The sequence below is a fragment of the Desulfosarcina sp. genome (assembly GCF_041551955.1).
Lineage (GTDB): Bacteria > Desulfobacterota > Desulfobacteria > Desulfobacterales > Desulfosarcinaceae > Desulfosarcina.
The window spans coordinates 1-3,267 of the sequence record NZ_JBFELV010000523.1; the positions used below are offsets into that span (position 1 = coordinate 1).

General features: G+C 46.3%; 6 protein-coding genes. All 6 read right to left on the reverse strand.

From position 1 onward, the window contains the following. The coding region (locus ABYV26_RS23495) for a flavodoxin family protein (protein WP_372683783.1) at nucleotides 1–270 on the reverse strand (270 nt) is incomplete at its 3' end. A 199-nt stretch (nucleotides 271–469) separates the two neighbouring features. Next, nucleotides 470–676, reverse strand: a complete 207-nt coding sequence (locus ABYV26_RS23500) for a hypothetical protein (RefSeq protein ID WP_372683784.1) — start codon at nucleotides 674–676, stop codon at nucleotides 470–472. A 140-nt stretch (nucleotides 677–816) separates the two neighbouring features. Continuing rightward, on the reverse strand, nucleotides 817–1,425 hold the full coding sequence (locus tag ABYV26_RS23505) for a DUF2284 domain-containing protein (RefSeq protein WP_372683785.1): 609 nt from the start codon (nucleotides 1,423–1,425) through the stop codon (nucleotides 817–819). Nucleotides 1,426–1,446: 21 nt separating this feature from the next. Beyond that, nucleotides 1,447–2,013, reverse strand: a complete 567-nt coding sequence (locus tag ABYV26_RS23510; protein WP_372683786.1) for a flavodoxin family protein — start codon at nucleotides 2,011–2,013, stop codon at nucleotides 1,447–1,449. 225 nt (nucleotides 2,014–2,238) lie between these two features. Further along, nucleotides 2,239–2,808, reverse strand: coding sequence for a DUF1638 domain-containing protein (locus ABYV26_RS23515; protein ID WP_372683787.1), 570 nt, complete (start codon nucleotides 2,806–2,808; stop codon nucleotides 2,239–2,241). A 68-nt stretch (nucleotides 2,809–2,876) separates the two neighbouring features. Beyond that, a partial coding sequence (locus ABYV26_RS23520; protein WP_372683788.1) for a DUF1638 domain-containing protein occupies nucleotides 2,877–3,267 on the reverse strand: 391 nt, incomplete at its 5' end.

The window sequence follows — 3,267 nt, forward strand, 5'->3', positions numbered from 1 at the left end:
GGCCGGTGCCATGTGGGTGATAAAACCAGCCATCTTTTGACCGGAACTCGCTTGAAGCTGGCCCAAACGGGCTTTTACCGGTGCGGCCAGACTGCCGGCGTGCAACGGCGAACCAAGGAAAATGACGTCGTACCCAGCCACACTCTCGGGGGTGATATCCTCAAGCTTTTTACAATCTGCTTCATTCGCCTGGGATGCTTCCTCGTAGATGGCTTTGGCAATTTTTTCTGTGTTTCCGCTCTGGCTGAAATAAGTGACTAAAACCTTCATGATGGTACCTCCTCATTTTTAAACTACGATTAATAATAGGCCGCTGTATTCGAAAACAACTTTCCTTTAGCGGTCCGTGTTGTTGTAGTTGAAGATTCTGCCGGGAAAACGATGATTTGAAACTGAATCAGCTTGCACCATAGAAGCCACAAAGGAATATGTCTGTAGTAATTGTTACACGGCTGGAAAAAATCGAATCTTACTTATCTTTTGACAAATTGACCATAAACACCAGGATCAACGTAAACATGGAAAAGGATACGGAAGCGATGCCGCTCGCTAAAACGACCTCCTTGATGATATCGGCCAAAGAGCCGGGCCGGGTGCCGCCATATTTGGAAAACATGTTGTAGACGAAGACGTAAGACGCTACGCCGATAGGTGGAAGCGGCAGCAGATACCGCATATGCGGTGCAACCTGATTCTTTCAGCACAACAAGGCAATGCCAGCCAAAAGGATGACAAGGCCCATGAAAAGGATCGACAAAATGGTAGTCTTTAAAATCGCGAAGTTCATTGGATCATCTTTTTGTTTCGTTTAAATTTTCAGGCAAGCAAGATGAGGCCCGCCACCCAGCTGGTTGCGTCTTTGTCAGACGAATTTGAATTTTCGGCTTTTTGGCCCGGCCATCCTGAAGACAGCATCAATCGTGTCACGTCGATACCAAAACCTGACATAGACGGGCGAACAACATCCATATGGCGGCAAGGTTTATTTTCTGCGACGACACAGCATTTTTCATGATCCTCGCAAAACAATTCTTTACATGACCCACCGGCAAACGCTTTTGATTTTCCAAAACCGGTTTCGATGGCTTTTTGCTCTACTGCTGCTACGATTTGATGAAGCAGCTGCATGACACCCTTGCGTTCATCGGAAAACATGACGGAAGTGGGCAATTCGATTTTAACGGTTACGGAATGTTCGCTCTGAGCCTGCCACTTTCTAAATTCAGCCGGACCGCCCACATGGGGTGAACAGCTTGCGGCAAGACCATAATTCGGGCAGATGTATTCTCCGTTGCATAATGCCGCCAAATTATCTTTCACCTGAATCTCTTTGGACAATATAATGGCGGCAGAAGTTGCTCCAAGGCGCAGGGCCTCCTGGGTCAATGGTACAAGCTGGTTTTCTGATATTGATATATTTTCCATTTTAAGGATCGTCCCACTTGTCTATTTTAAGCGTTCACCCATTAAACGACCAATTCGCACGGCTTCTTCCCAGACCTTTTTTTGATCCTCCACCTTGGCATATTTAACATCAGATGCCTTTACATCAGGATCGATCATATCACTATTGAATGCACTCATCTCGCATACATCCCCCATACCGCAGAACGCACAGACAATGTTTCCTTGAATCGATACCTGCCCGATGAGATCCATGTTTTCATATTCCTTCATCTCTGCTGCCAAGGATTGATTGACGGCGGCCAGTGCTTCAGGCAGGAGTCCGGTCAGAACGGAGGCAACCAGTTTGCCTTTTAAAAGGTTTTTCTGGTGTCTGAACGACCAGAATCTTTCGAGAAGAGCCTTCGTGAACCCGTCGATTGGTGAATAGGGAATATATCCGCCAATAACCAAGGCTTTTGCCGCTTTAATCTTTTCTGCAAGTACCGGAAAATCATCCTTCTTTTTACAAACGTTATCCCGGGCACACCCAAAGCAGGCAAGGCAGGGTCTGACATTAATGGTGCTGAGTTTCACAAATTCAGATTCTGCTCCGCTTTCATCCAGCACCTTCTTGACGAGCCGATCCGTGTTGCTGTTTTTTTACAGGACTTCCAGAAATTCCCAATATTTCAGCACTCATCAAAAGTCTCCTCAATAAAGTTATCCGTGCGGGAGTATCGACTTAAAAGGCTGTATTGTCTTGAATCAATTAAATCTTATGACAATATTCGCAAACGGCTCAGATGACTGATACCCCTTATATTCATAGTTCCATTAAATATACGCAACTCGTTATCGAAGCATTTCAGCCAGCTTTGCCCGAAAATGATCGAGGCTGATTTCCTGAATTTCTACCGGTACCTGCACCAGGTCGTAAAACTCAAGTATCTCTTCCTCGGACAGAGGGTTGACGCCGGTATCCATCAACAAAAATCGGTCATAAAAACCAAAATTTTGGCGAATGTCCACTTCATCATAACCCGCCGCCGCCATCATGTTGGAGGAAGCGCGGATCCAGCCCGGCGTTATCACCATGGTGCGATTTTGTTCCAATTCATCAATACGGTCACCGCAGAAAGCTTCGACACAGTTTTTGGCTGCAAGAATTTTCCCGCCATGGTTGTTGACGATTTGGCACATATCCGGGTGGCAGCCATGGCCAAATAGAAATCTTACATCTTCCCCTTCTGCCGCAGCATCCGCTAAAACCTGTTTCAAGGTCGCTTCGAGTTTATCCAGGTTCCAGTGCAGACCGGCATCAAGCCAGGTAACATCGATATCTTGATGCACTTCAGATAAAACAGCGAGAAGTTCATCGGCGAAAACCTGGCAGGCGATTATTCTTTTTTTCATCATGGACATCTATTCTCCTTCAACTATTAGTTTCTCCAAAAGCGCATAGCATTTACCGCTACAAATTATACAACCTGTTATTGGAGCACTTCCATCAGCTTTGCCCGAAAATGATCGAGGCCGATCTCTCGAATCTCAACCGGCACTTGAGTTCGGTCGTAAAACTCAAGGATTTCTTCTTCGGATAAAGGGTTGACCCCGGTATCCAACAACAAAAATCGATCAAAACGACCCAATCGTTGGCGGATGTCCACTTCATCCCACCCCGCAGCCGCCATTTGGCGGGAAAAATAACGGATCCAGCCGGGCATGATTACCATTGTACGATTTTTCCCCAATCGATCATAACTTTCAGGGCATAAAACCTCGACGCAGTTGTTGGCCCCCAGAATTTTCCCGCCATGGTTATGGACGATATCGCGCATATCCGGGTGGACGCCATTGGCAAAAATAAATATGGCATCAGCC